This window comes from Rhizobium sp. TH2, from assembly GCF_024707525.1.
Lineage (GTDB): Bacteria > Pseudomonadota > Alphaproteobacteria > Rhizobiales > Rhizobiaceae > Rhizobium_E.
In genome coordinates, this window is record NZ_CP062231.1 from 469,858 (window position 1) to 485,124 (window position 15,267).

14 protein-coding genes are annotated in these 15,267 nt (G+C 61.4%); 9 read left to right on the forward strand and 5 right to left on the reverse strand.

Going from position 1 to position 15,267, the window contains the following annotated elements:
- Window positions 1–168: 168 nt before the first annotated feature.
- From IHQ71_RS02400 to IHQ71_RS02410, 3 genes are all read left to right on the forward strand, one after another.
- On the forward strand, window positions 169–624 hold the full coding sequence (locus IHQ71_RS02400) for a GFA family protein (protein WP_258160297.1): 456 nt from the start codon (window positions 169–171) through the stop codon (window positions 622–624).
- Between the two features lie 100 nt (window positions 625–724).
- Window positions 725–1,330: a hypothetical protein gene (locus IHQ71_RS02405; RefSeq protein ID WP_258160298.1), complete on the forward strand. Its 606-nt coding sequence runs from the start codon at window positions 725–727 to the stop codon at window positions 1,328–1,330.
- 195 nt (window positions 1,331–1,525) lie between these two features.
- On the forward strand, window positions 1,526–2,140 hold the full coding sequence (locus tag IHQ71_RS02410; RefSeq protein ID WP_258160299.1) for a hypothetical protein: 615 nt from the start codon (window positions 1,526–1,528) through the stop codon (window positions 2,138–2,140).
- A 24-nt stretch (window positions 2,141–2,164) separates the two neighbouring features.
- On the opposite strand, the gene IHQ71_RS02415 is transcribed toward IHQ71_RS02410, so the two are convergent.
- Entirely contained in the window at window positions 2,165–2,644 is a 480-nt protein-coding gene (locus IHQ71_RS02415) for a VOC family protein (protein ID WP_258160300.1), read from the reverse strand.
- 199 nt (window positions 2,645–2,843) lie between these two features.
- Between IHQ71_RS02415 and IHQ71_RS02420 the strand changes: the two genes are divergently transcribed.
- Window positions 2,844–3,299 (forward strand): Rrf2 family transcriptional regulator, encoded by a 456-nt coding sequence (locus IHQ71_RS02420; RefSeq protein ID WP_258160301.1) that lies wholly within the window; start codon window positions 2,844–2,846, stop codon window positions 3,297–3,299.
- 1 nt (window position 3,300) lies between these two features.
- Window positions 3,301–4,185: an NAD(P)/FAD-dependent oxidoreductase gene (locus tag IHQ71_RS02425; RefSeq protein ID WP_258160302.1), complete on the forward strand. Its 885-nt coding sequence runs from the start codon at window positions 3,301–3,303 to the stop codon at window positions 4,183–4,185.
- A 201-nt stretch (window positions 4,186–4,386) separates the two neighbouring features.
- Here IHQ71_RS02425 and IHQ71_RS02430 read toward each other — a convergent pair whose 3' ends face one another.
- Window positions 4,387–5,295, reverse strand: a complete 909-nt coding sequence (locus tag IHQ71_RS02430) for an SDR family oxidoreductase (protein WP_258160303.1) — start codon at window positions 5,293–5,295, stop codon at window positions 4,387–4,389.
- A gap of 77 nt (window positions 5,296–5,372) precedes the next feature.
- Here IHQ71_RS02430 and IHQ71_RS02435 point away from each other — a divergent pair, with 77 nt between their 5' ends.
- Window positions 5,373–5,927, forward strand: a complete 555-nt coding sequence (locus tag IHQ71_RS02435) for a TetR/AcrR family transcriptional regulator (protein WP_258160304.1) — start codon at window positions 5,373–5,375, stop codon at window positions 5,925–5,927.
- A gap of 122 nt (window positions 5,928–6,049) precedes the next feature.
- Entirely contained in the window at window positions 6,050–6,751 is a 702-nt protein-coding gene (locus IHQ71_RS02440) for a DUF899 family protein (protein WP_258160305.1), read from the forward strand.
- A gap of 4 nt (window positions 6,752–6,755) precedes the next feature.
- On the opposite strand, the gene IHQ71_RS02445 is transcribed toward IHQ71_RS02440, so the two are convergent.
- From IHQ71_RS02445 to IHQ71_RS02455, 3 genes are all read right to left on the reverse strand, one after another.
- Window positions 6,756–8,231, reverse strand: a complete 1,476-nt coding sequence (locus tag IHQ71_RS02445; RefSeq protein ID WP_258160306.1) for a M10 family metallopeptidase — start codon at window positions 8,229–8,231, stop codon at window positions 6,756–6,758.
- A gap of 143 nt (window positions 8,232–8,374) precedes the next feature.
- Window positions 8,375–10,537, reverse strand: coding sequence for a response regulator (locus tag IHQ71_RS02450; RefSeq protein ID WP_258160307.1), 2,163 nt, complete (start codon window positions 10,535–10,537; stop codon window positions 8,375–8,377).
- 104 nt (window positions 10,538–10,641) lie between these two features.
- A complete protein-coding gene (locus tag IHQ71_RS02455; protein ID WP_258160308.1) occupies window positions 10,642–12,081 on the reverse strand; it encodes a M10 family metallopeptidase in 1,440 nt (479 codons plus the stop codon).
- A gap of 263 nt (window positions 12,082–12,344) precedes the next feature.
- Between IHQ71_RS02455 and IHQ71_RS02460 the strand changes: the two genes are divergently transcribed.
- Both IHQ71_RS02460 and IHQ71_RS02465 read left to right on the forward strand, forming a co-directional pair.
- Entirely contained in the window at window positions 12,345–13,664 is a 1,320-nt protein-coding gene (locus tag IHQ71_RS02460; protein ID WP_258160309.1) for a vanadium-dependent haloperoxidase, read from the forward strand.
- A gap of 2 nt (window positions 13,665–13,666) precedes the next feature.
- Window positions 13,667–15,262: a CRTAC1 family protein gene (locus IHQ71_RS02465; RefSeq protein ID WP_258160310.1), complete on the forward strand. Its 1,596-nt coding sequence runs from the start codon at window positions 13,667–13,669 to the stop codon at window positions 15,260–15,262.
- Window positions 15,263–15,267 lie beyond the last annotated feature (5 nt).

Genomic DNA, 15,267 nt, shown 5'->3' on the forward strand with positions numbered 1-15,267 from the left:
ACCTACGGGTACGACCTCGATCATCGCCTTGGTCCTGACGAAAACCTGCTCCGGCAGAACCGATTCCATTTCAATGCAAGAGGCTCTAGCCTGCCCTTTTTGCGCATTCCGGCTTTGACAGGCTAAGACACCGTTCTTAGGCTAGCGAAGCAAAAGCAGGAGGACACCATGACCACGATCAATCTCCCTCAAGAAGGCAGTTGCCGCTGCGGCCGCGTGCGCCTGCGCATCTCCAAGGCGCCGATGCTGACCATGGCCTGCCATTGCACCGGTTGCCAGAAGATGAGCGCAAGCGCCTTTTCGCTCTCGGCTGCCATACCCACCGAAGGCTTCGAGGTCATCGAAGGCGAACCAGTGATCGGCGGGCTGCATGGCGCCTCAAAACACTATTTCTGCGAATATTGCATGACGTGGATGTTCACCCGGCCCGAAGGCGTGGATTTCTTCGTCAATGTCCGCACGACCATGCTCGCAACGCCCGAGGCTTTCGCGCCCTATGTCGAGACATTCACCAGCGAAAAGCTCCCCTGGGCCACGACTCCGGCCGAGCACAGCTACCCGACCTATCCGGAGATGGATGTGTATGAGCGGCTGATGAAGGGCTACGCCGCGACTATCGCCTAGCGGTGGCCGAGTGGCTTTCCTCGGTAAACTTGTGCCAAGCCCGGAAATCATCTCTTAAGTGCTGCAACCCTATGCTGTGAAGAAGCATGGGGAACCTTGAATGACCGACAAACCGCGATGGCCTTTTGCGCCAAAAGATCTGCCCGACGGCCGCGTGGCGCATTACGCTGCGCAACGCCGCGCCTTCGTCATTATAAGCAAAGACGAGAGCTACAAGTTGCGAAGGCCCGCCGTTCTCGTCGCCTTTGTCACGCTTTTACTGAGCACAGCATGCTTTTTCCTCTGGTATCTTTATTCGAAGGGTAGGATGGGCCTTGAATTGCCTATTGCAGGGACGGTTGTCTCGGTGATTTTCGTCCACCTCTTCGAGAACAAAATCACAAAACGGGGCAGGGAGTTGCTCATGCGCGCGCCGCTCTCTCAGGAGAAAACACCCGAATTCGACTTTTCGGCGCGCTATGCCTTCTTCATGACGATGTTGGACGACCGCATGCTGGGTCGGGTTATATTCGGCCTGATCATATTCGCGGCCCTTGCTGCCTTCCATCTTGTCGGAAGCCTTTTCGGCATCGGCCCCGATCCCGTGAGGAAGGATATGCTCGTCACTTCGGCAATCATGCTGCCACTGTCGCTCGTCTTGCTAAGGGCATTCCGTCGCGAACAGGCACGACGCAAAACGCTTACACAGGAAAATCCCAACCCGTGAATGCAATGCTTTCTTAACGCTTCCCCACAGCTATTTTGCACGAATGAATAATTACCGACAATTTGAGCTACCCGTTTTGACATTGGTTAAGCCCTGCCACTTAGGGTTTAATCCATGACGAGGCCATTGTCGGCGGCTTTCTGCCGGTCGGGCTCGGGGTGGATATGGGCGCGAAGAAGCGAATGCGGGGGTTTAATGAAAAATCTACCTGATGCAGGGTTCCATTGGCGTGCGGACGCCGACGGCACAATTCTTTATCGCGTCAACGAAGATGCTCCGACCTACGTCATTTCCCGCAACGAACTGCAGCGCATCACCCATGCGGCGGAATATGTTGCGGCGGCACTGTTCGCCAGCATCGTATTCACCTTCGTCTGCAATGGCAATTGGTGGCTCGCTGGCTTCCGCACGCCGGAATTCGCAGCCCTGATCACCTTCATCATGGTGATCCCCGCCGTCCTGATCGGAAATTACGCCATTGTCCGGCACCGTATCCTGTCGAAGGCGCGGACCGCCGCCCACCAGATCGAGATCTATGCCCTGACGGAATCGCTGGCGCTCGCGATGCGCTATCTCATGCGTCCCGTCGGATCGGTGTGGCTGTGGCTGGTCAATGCTGCCCTGGTCCTCGTGGGCTGCGAGATCGCCATCGTCACCATACGCTTCCTGCGCCGGCCGGTGGTGGAATATGCGGGCAGCCATCAGCCCGGACCGCTGGATGGCGTGTTCTATCTCGCCTTCATCCTGCTGCTCGTCTACCTGCTGACCGATGAACTGTTCCGCCGCAAGCGGGAGAAGGCGGGCGCGTAAACTTCCCGCGCCCAGCCTGAAAGCTTAGCCCCTGAAGGCCGCCTCGATCGCCGCGATGTCGATCTTCCGCATCTTCATCATCGCCGCCATGGCGCGGCCCGCGGCGGCCCGGTCGTCGCTGCTGGTCGCCCGGAGCAGCGCCTTTGGCGTGATCTGCCAGGAAACGCCCCACTTGTCCTTCAGCCAGCCGCATTGGCTCTCCTCGCCGCCATCGGCAATCAGCGCGTTCCACAGGCGGTCGGTCTCCTCCTGGTCATCGGTCTGCACCATGATCGAGACGGCTTCCGACTGCTTGAAATGCGGGCCGGCCGAGAGGATCTGGTAGTTCATGCCAAAGAGTTCGAACTCGACCACCAATGCGTCACCACTGTCCCGCTGCTGGTCGCCCATCGGTGGCGAGACAGCGTTGGTGATCCGTGAATTCGGAATGAGCGAGACATAAAACTTCGCGGCCTCCTCGCCGCCCTTGTCGAACCACAGAACCGTCGAAACCTTGCTAACCATCGTTTCCTCCATTGGTCTTGATGATGCAACTACCATACCGACTGGTAGGTATGGTGTCAATTGTCGAGGATGAAATAGATTTGTCACCGGTATTAATCGCCTGTTTTGGAACGTAAAAACTTGCCCTTCCGTTCCCCTGCAAGCCCGAAAAACAGCTCAAGCCTTGACACGGCACGCATCACGTAACATATAAAGTTACATGAAAACCGACAGTAGACTTTCCGTCACCCTCCATGTGCTTCTCCACATGGCCGAGCGCGACAAGCCGATGACCTCGGCCGAGCTTGCGGCACATATGGGCACCAACCCGGTCGTCGTCCGCCGCACCATGGCGGGCCTCAGGGAACGGGGCTTCGTCCGGTCCGAAAAAGGCCATGGCGGCGGCTGGGAGATCGCCTGCGATCTCGCCCAGGTCACGCTGAAGGACGTCTACGATGCGCTCGGCGCCCCCACGCTTCTCGCCATCGGCATCAATCTCGAGCATCCCGCCTGTCTTGTCGAGCAGGCCGTCAACCGGTCACTGACCTCTGCTTTCCGCGATGCGGAAGCACTGCTCGTCGCGCGGCTTGCCGATGTCACGCTCGCCGAACTCGCGGAGGATTTCCGTATTCATGCCCGGCAGCACCGGGCCGCACACGCTCATAAGGATACCTGATATGTATGATGCCATCATCGTCGGCGGCAGCTATGCCGGCCAGTCCGCCGCCCTCCAGCTCGCCCGCGCCCGCCGCAACATCCTCGTCATGGACGAGGGCGTCCGCCGCAATCGCTTCGCCGCCCATTCGCATGGCTTTCTGGGCCAGGACGGCCGTGACCCCGCCGCGATCGCCGCCGACGCGCGCGAACAGCTGCTCGCCTATCCGAACGTGACATGGCTTGCCGAACGCGCGGAAAGCGCCGAACGGTTGGATGATGGCTTCGCGGTGGCGGACAAATCCGGCGCCTGGCATCAGGCGCGCACGGTTGTCCTCGCGACGGGCATCAAGGATGGCCTGCCGGATATTCCGGGTCTCGCCGAGCGCTGGGGCAGGGCGGTCTTCCACTGCCCCTATTGCCACGGCTACGAGTTGAACCAGGGCCGCATCGGCGTGCTCGCCGTGTCCGAGATCTCAATGCATCACGCCCTGATGCTGCCCGACTGGGGCACGACTACGTTCTTCGTCAATGGCGCGTTCGAGCCGTCAGACGACCAATTGGCGCAGCTATCCGCCCGCGGTGTCACGGTCGAGCGCGAGAAAATCCGCGCGCTTGAAGGCGACCCGATCGACGTCGTGCTCGAAGACGGACGTCGCATCGCCCTCGATGGTCTTTTCACCGCCACCGCCACCGAAGTGTCGAGCCCGATCGCAAGCCAGCTCGGCTGCGATTTCGCCGACGGCCCGACCGGCCGCTACATCCGCATCGATGGCATGCAGGCCACCTCCGTCCCCGGCGTCTTCGCCTGCGGCGACGCGGCACGCGCCGCCGGCAACGTCGCGCTCGCCGTGGGCGATGGCGCGATGGCCGGTGCCGCGACCCACCGCAAGCTCATGTTCGGGTAGCGCTGCCGCGTATCCGCGTTTGGAATGCCCCCCATCTGCCTGCCGGCATCTTCTCCCCGCATGCGGGGAGAAGGGACTCGCAGCTCGGTTTTGGCTCCCGCCAACGTTGAAATGGTGGCACCGTCCACGCCTCTGGCGTCCCCTCTCCCCGTCCTTCACGGGGAGAGGGCTAGGGTGAGGGGCAAACCTCAAAGCGGGACCTCATCTATACCCCGTCTCATCCGCAGGCTTACCCGCCTCCTGCACCTCCACCATATACCGCCAGCAATCCGGCCGCGACCCGTCGAGGTCGTCGAATTCATAGACCTTCGCCAACTGTCCGCTCGAAACCGACTGCCCGTTCCAGCGCGCCCGATCGGGATCGACGGCAAGCGCCGCCACCGCCCGTCCGACAAAATGCGGGCTCTCGGAAATCACGAAATGCGGCTGGAATTTCGTCGCATCCCGCCAGTTCGCCTCGGTCACCTGGAACGCATCCAGCATCATCTCCGATCGCAGCCATCCCGGCGTGATCGATATGCTTGTCGCGCCATGCTTCTCCAGATCCTTGCCGTGCGCCCAGGCCATCCGCGTCACCGATGTCTTGCAAAGATCATAGAACGGCGACAGCCGGTAATGCGTGGCATTGTATTCCGCCGTGCCATCGGTCACCTCGACCAGCAGCCCGCCCGGCTTTTCGATCATCAGGGGCAAGGCATGATGGGCGGTGATCAGATGCGTGTCGATCGCCAGCCTGAGCATCCTCAAGCCCTTGTCGAGGTCGTGATCCCAGACCGGCTTGTCCCATTCGAACAGCAATTCGCCGCCCCAGATATCGTTGATCAATATATCGAGCCGGCCCTGTTCGGTGCGGATCCGTTCGACCAGCGCCTCCACCTCTGATGAAACCAGATGATCGACCTGTACCGCGATACCGGTGCCGCCGGCCGACGTTACCAGTTCGGCGGTCTCCTCGATTGTCTCAGGCCGACCATATTCGGATTGCTGGCTCCGCGTCGTCCGGCCGGTGACATAGACCGTGGCGCCCTCGGCACCCAGTTCGACGGCAATGCCTCGCCCGGCACCACGGGTGGCGCCAGCGACAAGCGCGACTTTTCCTTGGAGCGTCATGTGTTCCTCCTTGTCCTGGTTCTCGACTCTGCTAAACTAAATATAACCGAACAATCGTTTATATTGGAAGAGGGAAAATGCCACGGCGGAAAATTCTGGCCGACAGGGACGTTCTGGCAAGCGCGCTCGGCGTCATTCGCGAGCACGGTCCAGATGGCCTGACCTTCGCCTCGCTTGCTAGCGCCTGCGGCCTCTCGGGCGCCACGCTGGTGCAGCGCTTCGGCTCCAAGCCCGCTTTGCTGAAGGCGGCGATGCGGCATGCCTGGGATCTGCTTGATGCCAGTACACAAGAGGCCATCGCGACCGCACCGCAATCGGCCGAGGGCGTTATCCAAATGCTCCTCGCGCTGTCGCATGGTTACGGCGATATCGAGACCTATGCCGATGGCCTGCTGATGCTGCGCGAAGACCTCCGCGACCCCGAACTCCGTGATCGCGGCAAGGCGTGGCAGGCGGTTCTCGCTGAGGCCATTGCCACCCGTTTGCCCGGCCACCCCCGCGAGATCTCAAACCTCATTCTCGACCAGTGGCAGGGCTCGCTCCTGTGGTGGAGCTTTGACCCGAGGGACAAAGTGGAGCATTATGTCGAGCGAAGGCTGCGCGCCTTCCTGGCCCTCGTCACGGGCGCCTGAGCCGCATCCGGAGGAGGGAACGGCGGGGCCTCGAAGCGATCGGACTGTAACATGAAGACCTCGTTTGCCTGTTGAAATCATATCCGCGCGTTCGACCAGAAGTGCCACAGGAGGATCTGACTATGGACACACGCACGCTTGCCCCCGCCATGGACCTGGCCATCAGGAATGGCGTCACCTTCCCCCACGAGAGCGACGAATACCGCAGCGCCCGCATCGCATTGCTGGCCGAAGAGATCGAACTGCGCCGCCATATCGAGCGCGTCGCCGAGATGCGCCGTGCGCTACCGCCCGGCGGCAGCGTCAAGAAACACTACCAGTTCATCGGAGAGAACGGTCCCGTCAGCTTCGAGGACCTGTTCGGCGACAAGGACACGCTTGTCGTCTACACCTACATGTTCGGTCCCCAGCGTGAGCGGCCATGCCCGATGTGCACGTCACTGCTCTCGGCCTGGGATGGAGAGGTACCCGACATCACACAGCGCGTCGCATTTGCGGTCACCGCGCGTTCGCCGATCGAGAAGCTCATGGGGTTCAAGAAGGAACGCGGCTGGCATTACCTGCCGCTCTATTCCGACACCTCAGGCGAATTCAGCCATGATTACCATGCCATCACCCCGGATGGCGGCGACGACGCCGGCCTGCATGTCTTCACCCGTCGCGACGGCACGATCCGGCATTTCTGGAGCGGCGAAATGGGCGGAGTCACCGCCGATCCCGGGCAAGACCCGCGCGGCGCGCCGGATCTGATGCCGCTCTGGACGATCATCGACTGCACGCCGGAGGGCCGCTCGCCCACCTGGTATCCAAAGCTGAACTATTAGAGTCTCAGATCACTAGCAAATGCGAGGCGTCGAGCGCCAACGTGTCCTCGAGGGTGGCAACCAGCACGCTGCCGCCCTTCCTCGAACCGTTGGCGTCGTAGAAGAGTTCGCCTGACGCGCTGTCGTAGATCACCCGGTCCCTGCGGTCTTCGGCATCGCCAGTCGTGTTGACCACGAAGGCGATGTCGGCGAGTACGCCATCCCGGCCCACGGCCTTGAACATCTTGTTGTTGAACCCGATCGTGTCCACGCCGATCTCGAAATCCGTGATCACGTCCGCATAGGCCGTAGATGGCTTGGTGTCGAAGATGAAAAAATCCTCGCCGCCATTGCCGGTTAGCGTGTCGGCGCCGCTATTGCCATAAAGTGCATTGGCGTAGTCGTTGCCGATGATCGTATCGCCCTTGATGCCGCCGACAGCCCCCTCGATGATCGTGCCGCGCGCGATCGCCAGATTGCCCTTGACGCCGTTGATGTTGGAAAAGCTCTCCTCGTGCAGGTCGATCACCAGCGCCTTCTTCGACCAGCTGAAATCCAGCACATCGGTGCCTGATGTATCGACGATCGTCCGCGCCGTGATCCCCCTGTACCGGCCGTCCAGGGATGACGCCGCCTTGAAGTCCGTTTCATACGAATAGACGTTGTCGCTCGGCCGGATATCGACGATGCCATAAAGTTCGCGGATCGCCAGGATATCGGACATCATCAGCGTGAGCGGCAGCGCCTTGTCCGCGTCGACATCAAGGTTCTCATTCTGGTCGAAATACGACATCACGCTCGCCTGCCAGGAGTCATTGTCGGCGTGCACGTTCGGGTCATAGGTGGCGGAGCCGTTATAATTGCCGGCATGGCCGAGGCCCATCGCATGGCCGATCTCGTGGATATAGGTCAGCATCGAATAGTCGTATTTGCCCGATCCGAGATTCTCGATCCATTTCTGGGATACGGTGACTTCGGATCTGACGATCTGCGAGCCATCGACCTCGGAGTCCGCGAAGGCGGCGGCGGTGTCGAAATAATTGTCCGTGAAGTCGATGTCGGCGCCGTTCCTGACCTCCTGGAACCTGATGCCGGTCGCATCGGTCCAGGCCTGGAACGCCTTGCGGGCGAGCACTTGCGCGGCCTTGTCCAAGGTCGCGATATCGACGGTGATCGTGCCGCCCGCCTCGATATCGAAACTGCGCCGCGCTTCCTCATTGTCTTCCCAGTATCCATCAGTGAGATACGCAGCCAATGTGTCGAGATCGGCGTCATAGTCCGGAACCGGGTTCTCGCCGGCCGCAGCGCCTTCGAGAAAATCCGGGGTGCGATCGACCCTGACCGGCTTGGCCTTGGCGGCCGCGCTCGCCATCGCTTCGTTTGCGTCAGGCGCGAAAATGAACTCGTGCGCCGCTGCCATGGATGGCACCACAAAGTCGGAATTGATGCTGAAGGAAAAGTCGTCGCGTTCGCGACTTGCGAAGGCCTTGGAGATGCTCATGATCCAGATTCCGATGGTGTCGTTGCCTGCCTGGGCGCCATCGATGCGCTGGGTTCCGCTCGGGGTCCTGTTTAACCGGAATGATCACGAGGTCAATAGTGGAGTCGCATTGTCATATTTAGCCGGATAGATGGCGCGGCCGCTCAACGGCCGCGCACGCTTTCGACCGCGCGTTCGAGGTCGGCCTGGGAAAAGGGTTTCGAGAGTTTGGGAAATCCCGCCTCCACATCGGGCGGCAGTTGCGCATAGCCGGTCGCCAGAATGACGGGAAGGTTCGCGTCGCGCGCGCGGATCTCGGCGATCAGCTGTGCGCCGGTCATCTGCGGCATGGCATGGTCGGTGATCACGATATCGAACCGGGTGCTCGACATGAGTTCCAGCGCCGCCTTTCCCGAATATGCCGACGTGACCCGGTGTCCCAGATCTTCCAGCATATCCACCGTATTCATCAGCACGAGGGCGTCGTCGTCCACGGCGAGGATCGCAAGCGAGTGCGGCACGCCGTTCACAGGCTCTCCGATTGTTTCGGCTACGGGTGCGGATTCGACCGGCAGTATCGGTTTTGCCGGCAGCCATATCTCCGCGGTCGTTCCGTCTCCCGGTTTGCTCTTGAGCCGCAGCGTGCCGCCGGATTGTTTGGCCAGCCCATGGATCGTGGAGAGCCCGAGCCCGGTTCCCTTGCCGACGCCCTTGGTGGTGAAGAAAGGCTCCATCGCGCGCTTCAGCACCGCCTCGCCCATGCCGGTGCCCGTATCGGTCACGGCAAGGCGCACATAATGGCCCGGTTCGAGTGAGCCGTCGCGCAGGGCAACGATCATCTCCTCGGCTTCAACAATGATCTCGCCCTTGCCGGACATGGCGTCGCGCGCATTGACTACGAGGTTGAGCAGCGCCGATTCAAGCTGGTTGGCGTCCGTCTCGACCTCGGGCAACTGATCGGAGAACCGCGTCTCGATGGTCACCATCGGACCCAGCGAACGGGCAAGCAGTTCCGCCATGCCGCCGACCAGTCGCCTGATGTCGATGCGTTCGTTCTTGAGCTCCTGCCGCCGGGCAAAGGCCATCATGCGCTGCACCAGCGAGCTTCCGCGTTTGGCGCCTTCGAGCGCGTTGTCGATGAAATGCAGCAGCGCCGGATCGTCCGGCAGGCGCTTTCGCAGCAGTTCCAGGCTACCGGATATCGCCATCAGCAGGTTGTTGAAGTCATGCGCCACGCCGCCCGTCAGGTTGCCGATGGCTTCCATCTTCTGGGACTGGAGCAGCGCGTGCTCGGCCTCGACCCTCGCCGTGATATCGACCGCTTCCGGGACAAGTGCGACGACCTCGCCGGCGGGATTTTTCACCGGGCGCATGGAAAAGTCGAAGCTGCGAATGCCGACCGGCAGGGTCAGCGTCATGGAAATGTTTTCGATCTTTCCGGATGCAACGCTTTCGACTGCGGCCTTCACCGCTTCCGGCATATCAGGCGTTCCGGTGAACCAGGGCGTCTCCCAGAACGGTTTGCCGAAGACATCGGCCAGCGTGGATTGGATCCCGTCGAGCGCCGTCAGGTTGGCAAAGCGCACCCGGCCCTCGATATCCAGCAGGCCCTGATAGAGATGGGTGGTTTCCAGGATCGCGCGGATGCTTTCCTGGCTCTGGACCAGCTCAGCGGTCCGCTCCGCCACCATCCGTTCCAGGTCCAGCCGGAAACGCCGCTCGCTCTCTCGCGCATTCGCCTCCGCCCGCACCCGTTCGATATGCGCCCAGGATCGCTCGGTCACCTCGGTGAGCAGCACGAGTTCCTCATCCGACCAGTGATGGGGCACCTTGTCGTGAATGGCCATCAGTGCGGTCAGCCGGCCCTCCTTGACCAGTGGCAGGCAGATCGTGGCGGCGATCCCGATATCCTGAAACGTCTTGGCTTCCTCGGGCGCCAGTTCCATGCGATTGTCATGGATGACCAAAGGTTTGCCGGCATGCAGGTTGGTCATCGCCAGCACGCCGAAGTCATGCAGCATATAGTGCCCGGTGATGGTGGGAGAGCCCGGCGCCGACCAGTCGCCGCGTATGGTGAAGCCGTCCTGGTCCGCGTCCATGTCGGCATAGGCGCAGATGGCAAGGTTGAGATGCTCGCCGACCATCCGCGTCGTGATTGCGAGAATCGCATCGGCATCGGTGCTGGCAGCCGTTTCCCGCGCGAGCGCCTCGAGAAACCGGTAGCGGTCCTCGGCACGGCGATACCGCGCCTCGCTTTCGCGGAACGCAGCTTCCTGTGCCTGCAATCGCCTGGCGATATCGAACTGTTCGTCCGTCTCGGCCGTCACGCGGGTCCCCTTCAGCTTAACAGGCCCTAACGCGTGATACAGGCAATTGGTTGCCTCTGCCCCTCAAATTTAAGGGGAGGAGCTTCAGGCACACGTCGGACGCCTCAGATGACGAGGAAATCTCCGAAACCAAGTCCGGGAAAGGTGCTGAGCTTGGCGACCAGCACGGAACCGCCCTGTTTGTCGCCATCAAAATCGTAGTAGAGTTCGCCCGTATCCGTTTCATAGATCAGCCGGTCACTGGCATCTTCAGCTTTGCCGGTCAGGTTCGATCTAAAGGCATCGAACGACAGCGCCCCGTCGACGCCCAACTTGGTGAACACCTTGTTGTTGAACGCAATCGTATCGTCAACCACGACGAAATCCACGATCGTATCGACATTCTTGCTGCTCGCCTTGGTGTCGAACACGAAGAAGTCCTCGCCGCCGCCGCCCGTCATCCTGTCCTTGCCGCCATTGCCGAACAGCGCATTGGCCGCCTCGTTGCCGATGATCCTGTCGGTGCTCCGGCCGCCGATCGCGATCTCGACCACAGTGTCACGCGAAATTCCGAGATTGCCCTTGACGCCATCGATGGTCGAGAACGTCTCAGCGTTCATGTTGATCGTCTGCTTCCTGGCCGACCAGGAGAAGTCGAGCGTGTCGGTGCCGCCGGTATCGACGATCGTGCGGGTCGAGTAGTATTTCTCGAAATCGCCGCGGTAGGAGTAGACACTGTCTCCGGCCCTGATCGCAGTGTCGCCGTAGAGCTCGCGGATCGCGATGATATCCGCCACTTGGGGGGTCATCACAAGGGCGAAGTGCGCGTCGACATCGGTGTTTTGTGCCTGCGAGAAATAGGACATGATGCTGGCCTGCCAGGAGTCATTGGTGAAATTGTTGTCCACCCCGTATTTCGCCGAACCGTTATAGTTGCCGGCATGGCCGAGCCCGAGCGCGTGGCCGATCTCGTGGATATAGGTCTGCATCGAATAGGTGTGCCTGCCATGGCCGTAGTCGTCGATCCACTTTGTGGCGATATTGACGAAGGATGAGTCGATCGTGCCATCGCCAACGCCTTTCGAGGTCGAATAGGCGTATTTTCCCTTGTCGTCGAAGTCGATGTCGGCATTCTTGCTTACGAACTTGAAATTCAGGCCGCTGGCATCTTCCCAGGCGTCGAGTGCCCATTTCGCGAGCTGCTTTCCGGCTCCGGTCAGGTCTCCGATATCGACCTTCAGCGTACCACCGTCGCCGACAGCAAACTCGCGATGTGCCCAATAGCCATCGGTCAGAAAGGTGGCCAGTGTCGTCAGCGCAGGATCGGTGAACGGCACGTTCACGCCATCGGTTGCACCGGCCAGGAAATCGGCGCTGCGATCGACCTTGACCGTCTGCGCCGCGCGGGCGCTGTCACTGCTGTCGGCGCCGCGCGCTGGGCTGATGAAATCCACCCTGTCCGAGACCGGAAGGTCTATGGAGATTTGTTCGACCATGTGGCCCGCATCGCTGGAGAAGAAATCCTCGTCTTCGCGTTCCAGAACGTATTTGCTCTGCTTGCCCATGCTTCCCTCGCTCCTCGTCTTTGTGGCAACCGCTTGGTCACGGCCCGCGTCCGCACATCGTGCCGCCTCTTGCCAAACTCACTACATGCTTCGTCCGGCCGTGGAAACGGGTACTGTCACAGGTTGTGGATTGCTGTGGCGCTCCCGCAACGCCTTTGAAGGAGCGGACGGGAATACCCCCTCTTGCGGTTGACGGGTGAGCCGTGCTTAATCTTCGTCGCGCCACTCAAGTTTTTTAAGGGTGCTGCATATTGGGGGAGTACATGAAGGGCATATTGAGATTCGTCGCGGTCGCGGCGCTGGCTGTCGCCGTTTGGGCTGGGACCCTGGCTTCCGTTCAGGCGAAGGAACCACCGGAGAAGGTGCTGCGCAACTGGTACCGCATGGTGCTGGAACTGGTGCGCCATACGCCGACTTTCTCGCCGCCTGTCGCCAGCCGCGCCTTCGCCTATTTCGGCGTCACCGGCTATGAGGTCACCGCCTCTTCCCCCGATAGCACGCTCCAGACGCTCGCCGGCCAGCTCAATGGTCTGACGGCTGTACCGGCCCGCGAAGCCGGACAGACCTATGACGAAGGCGTGGTGCTGAATGCGGCCATCGCGGTCGCCGCCAAGAGCTTTTTCTCCCATACCGGTCCCACCGGCCAGCGCGCGCTTGCCGCCATGACCAAGAAGATGGCCGCGGATGTCGCCAGTGACGTGCCCGAGGACGTCGCCACCCGCTCGGCCGATTACGGCCGCAAGGTTGCCGAGCACATTCTCGCATGGTCGGCGACCGATGGCGGCGCCGAGATCGAGAATATGGGTTTTCCGCGTGAATATGCGCTCATCGCCAAGCCTGGCCACTGGGTGCCCACCAGCCCGATCCAGCAGCAGCAGGTGCCGCTCCTGCCGCAATGGGGCAAGGTCCGCACCTTCGCCATGCCCGATGGCGCGACCTGCGGCCTGCCGCCTCCGCCGGATTATTCGGAGGACAAGAATTCCGAATTCTACAAACAGGCCGACGAGGTCTACCAGACGGTGGCCAATCTCAACGGGGAGCAGCGCGCCATCGCCCGTTTCTGGTCCGATGACCCGATGCTCTCGCCGACGCCGCCGGGCCACTGGATCTCGATTGTGTGGCAGGTCGCGGCGCAGGAGAAGGCTGATGTCTCGCGCACGTCGGAGGCCTTGGCGCTCCTCGGCGTTACCGTGGCCGACGCCTTCATCGGCTGCTGGGACGCCAAGTTCGAGTTCGACCTCATCCGCCCGATCAGCTATATCCAGAAGCAGATCGACCCGAAATGGCAGGCGCTTCTGATCACGCCGCCCTTCCCGGAATATCCGTCGGGCCATTCCACCCAGTCAGCGGCCGCAGCCGAGGTTCTTACCCATGTCTTCGGCGACAACTACGCGTTCGCCGATGCTACCCACGAGGCCGATGGCCTGAAGCCGCGCAACTTCAAGAGCTTCCGCGCCGCCGCCGAGGAGGCCGGCATTTCCCGCCTCTATGGCGGCATCCACTTCCGCGCGGCCATAGAGCGCGGGCTCGAACAGGGGCGTTGCATCGGCGCCTATGCCGTCAAGCTCAAGACGAGGAAATGATCATGCGTAACGCCATCCTCACTTTCGCGCTGATCAGCCTTTCAGGCGCTGCGCTCGCCGCCGAAAACGCCGTGCCGATACCGAAATTCGCCGATGAGACCAAGTCGGCGGGCATCGATTCCGTCTATGCCGGCGACTGGCAATATATGGTCGGCGGCGGGGCTGCGAGCTTCGACTGCAACGACGACGGCTTCGCCGATCTCTACCTCGCCGGCGGCGAGAAGAAGGCGAAATTCTATCTCAACCAATCGACCAGGGGCGGCGCACTGAAATTCGCCGAACAGCAATCCGGCCTCGAATTCGATGCCGTCACCGGCGCCTATCCGCTCGATGTCGATTCCGACGGCAAGACCGACCTCGTGGTCCTTCGCGTCGGCGAGAATGTGATCATGCGCGGCAAGGGCGCCTGTCAGTTCGAGCGCGCCAACGAGGCGTGGAACTTCACCGGCGGCGATCTCTGGAACACGGCCTTCGCCGCGACATGGGAGCGGGGTAATACCTGGCCGACACTCGCGATCGGCACCTATGTGAACCGCCACGAGGAAATGTATCCCTGGGGTACCTGCACCGAAAACTGGCTGATGCGTCCCGAGGCCGACAACAAGAAATTCGCCAAACCTGTGGTTTTGAAACCTTCCTTCTGCCCGCTGTCGATGATGTTCACCGACTGGAATCGCTCCGGCACGCCGTCGCTCCGCGTCTCTAACGACCGCGAATATTACAAGGGCGGCCAGGAGCAGATGTGGAAGATCGAGCCGGGCAAGGATCCAGCCCTCTACACGCAGGCCGAAGGCTGGCGCTATCTCCGCATCTGGGGCATGGGCATCGCGAGCTACGACCTGAACTCGGACACCTATCCGGATTATTTCCTGACCTCGATGGCCGACAACAAGCTGCAGATGCTGGCCGACGTGCCGAAGGACGGCAAGCCGAAGCCCTCCTATGCCGATGTCGCCTTCAAGAAGGGCGTCACCGCGCACCGCCCCTATACCGGCGGCGACTGGCACCCCTCGACCGCCTGGCACACCGATTTCCAGGACGTCAACAATGACGGCCTGGTCGATCTCTTCATCGCCAAGGGCAATGTCGCCGAAATGGAGGATTTTGCCCGCAAGGACCCCAACAACCTGCTGGTCCAGCAGCCCGGCGGCAAGTTCGTCGAAATGGGCGACAAGGCGGGCATCGCTTCGATGAATGTCTCCCGCGGCGCCGCACTCGCCGATTTCAACATGGATGGCCTGATTGACCTCGTCGTGGTCAACCGCTGGGTCAATGCCGAGCTCTACCGCAACACCACCGCCGACGCCGGCACCTTCGTCGCCTTCAAGCCGATCTCCGACGGCGCCAACCGCGACGCCATCGGCGCCTGGATCGAGGTGAAATGCGGCGCCGACATCATGCGCCGCGAGATCACCTCCGGCGGCGGCCACGTCTCCGGCACGCTCACCTGGCAGCATTTCGGCATCGGCACGGAAAAGACGGCCGAAGTGCGCCTGATCTGGCCGGATGGCACGGCGGGCGAGTGGCGGACGGTTGATGCAGGCAAGTTCTATGTCATCGACAAGACCAGGGGCGTCAGCGAATGGGCGGCCAGGTAGCCGCC

What these genes read in the sequence shown, in the direction of transcription:
- IHQ71_RS02400 (WP_258160297.1), top strand. Translation starts at nt 169, where the DNA reads ATGACCACGATCAATCTCCCTCAAGAAGGCAGTTGCCGCTGCGGCCGC.
- IHQ71_RS02435 (WP_258160304.1), top strand. Translation starts at nt 5,373, where the DNA reads ATGCCACGGCGGAAAATTCTGGCCGACAGGGACGTTCTGGCAAGCGCG.
- IHQ71_RS02415 (WP_258160300.1), bottom strand. Translation starts at nt 2,644, where the DNA reads ATGGTTAGCAAGGTTTCGACGGTTCTGTGGTTCGACAAGGGCGGCGAG.
- IHQ71_RS02445 (WP_258160306.1), bottom strand. Translation starts at nt 8,231, where the DNA reads ATGAGCATCTCCAAGGCCTTCGCAAGTCGCGAACGCGACGACTTTTCC.
- IHQ71_RS02460 (WP_258160309.1), top strand. Translation starts at nt 12,345, where the DNA reads ATGAAGGGCATATTGAGATTCGTCGCGGTCGCGGCGCTGGCTGTCGCC.
- IHQ71_RS02455 (WP_258160308.1), bottom strand. Translation starts at nt 12,081, where the DNA reads ATGGGCAAGCAGAGCAAATACGTTCTGGAACGCGAAGACGAGGATTTC.
- IHQ71_RS02425 (WP_258160302.1), top strand. Translation starts at nt 3,301, where the DNA reads ATGTATGATGCCATCATCGTCGGCGGCAGCTATGCCGGCCAGTCCGCC.
- IHQ71_RS02430 (WP_258160303.1), bottom strand. Translation starts at nt 5,295, where the DNA reads ATGACGCTCCAAGGAAAAGTCGCGCTTGTCGCTGGCGCCACCCGTGGT.
- IHQ71_RS02410 (WP_258160299.1), top strand. Translation starts at nt 1,526, where the DNA reads ATGAAAAATCTACCTGATGCAGGGTTCCATTGGCGTGCGGACGCCGAC.
- IHQ71_RS02465 (WP_258160310.1), top strand. Translation starts at nt 13,667, where the DNA reads ATGCGTAACGCCATCCTCACTTTCGCGCTGATCAGCCTTTCAGGCGCT.
- IHQ71_RS02440 (WP_258160305.1), top strand. Translation starts at nt 6,050, where the DNA reads ATGGACACACGCACGCTTGCCCCCGCCATGGACCTGGCCATCAGGAAT.
- IHQ71_RS02420 (WP_258160301.1), top strand. Translation starts at nt 2,844, where the DNA reads ATGAAAACCGACAGTAGACTTTCCGTCACCCTCCATGTGCTTCTCCAC.
- IHQ71_RS02405 (WP_258160298.1), top strand. Translation starts at nt 725, where the DNA reads ATGACCGACAAACCGCGATGGCCTTTTGCGCCAAAAGATCTGCCCGAC.